The organism is Alistipes sp. DJF_B185 (assembly GCF_964250025.1).
Lineage (GTDB): Bacteria > Bacteroidota > Bacteroidia > Bacteroidales > Rikenellaceae > Alistipes > Alistipes finegoldii.
On the sequence record NZ_CAXUDY010000069.1, the window covers coordinates 1 to 1161 of the forward strand.

2 protein-coding genes are annotated in these 1161 nt (G+C 62.7%); both read left to right on the plus strand.

Going from position 1 to position 1161, the window contains the following annotated elements; translation table 11 throughout:
- The coding region (locus tag ACESTR_RS16175; protein WP_373179448.1) for a DUF4133 domain-containing protein at positions 1-348 on the plus strand (348 nt) is incomplete at its 5' end.
- A 4-nt stretch (positions 349-352) separates the two neighbouring features.
- The coding region (locus ACESTR_RS16180) for a TraG family conjugative transposon ATPase (RefSeq protein WP_373179449.1) at positions 353-1161 on the plus strand (809 nt) is incomplete at its 3' end.

Consider the following 1161-nt stretch of genomic DNA (forward strand, 5'->3'; position numbering starts at 1 on the left):
GCACGGTTCGGAGGCGAGTTCTTGGAAACCTACCGTAGAAATACGGCAAGGCACCGGGTTCTTAGCCTACGGCTCACAGCGCAGTACCTCGTGCTGTTCGTCGCAGGGCTTCTGGGCGTCTTCGTCTGCTTCGCCGGAATGTACATGAGCGGCGTCCCGCAGGGCTTCTGCATCCTCTTCGCCCTCGCAGCCGGCCTTGCCGTCACGGGCGGCACCTTCTACCTGAGCCGCCGTTTCGGCCCCTACGGACTTCAAAAGCTCATGGCCTCGCGCCGGCATCCGCGGCGCATCGTCCATCGTCGGGCCGTCGGACGGCTGTTGCGCTTTCGTCGAACCGTAAAACCGTAATCCTATGCGCGGAACATTGAAAACCTCGACCTTGGAATCGAAATTCCCTTTGCTGCGCGTCGAGAACAACTGCATCATCTCCAAGTTCGCCGACATCACCGCGGCTTACCGCGTCTTGCTGCCCGAACTCTTCACCCTCACGGGCGAGGAGTACGAAGCGCTGCACGGCGCATGGCTCAAAGCCCTGAAAGTGCTGCCGGATTACACCGTCGTCCACAAGCAGGACTTCTTTATCGAAGAACGATACACGGCTCCGGAGGAGGGCTCCGAGCGGAGCTTTCTCGCCCGCTCCTACGAGCGCCACTTCAACGAGCGGCCCTACCTGCGGCACACGTGCTACCTGTTCGTTACGAAGACCACGCCCGAACGGATGCGGCAGACCAGTGCCTCGTCCGTGCTGTGCCGGGGCTTCATCGTCCCGCGGGAGATGCGCGACACGGATGCCGTGACGCGCTTTCTGGAAGCTGCGGAGCAGATGGAGCGCATTCTGAACGATTCGGGCCTCGTGCACGTCGAGCGGCTTACGGAAGCGGAGATCGTCGGCACGGCGGACGACGCCGGGCTGCTGGCCCGCTACTTCGCCCTCTCGGACGAACAGCGTCCGGTCGTCAACGAGGATATCCGTCTCGACCCGGACGTGATGCGTATCGGGGACAAATACCTCTCGATGCACACGCTCTCCGATCTGGACATGCTGCCGCAGAGCGTGGCGACGGATTTCCGCTACGAACGCCTCTCGACCGACCGCTCGGACTGCCGCCTCTCGTTCGCGGCGCCCGTGGGGCTGCTGCTCTCCTGCAACCATGTCTACAA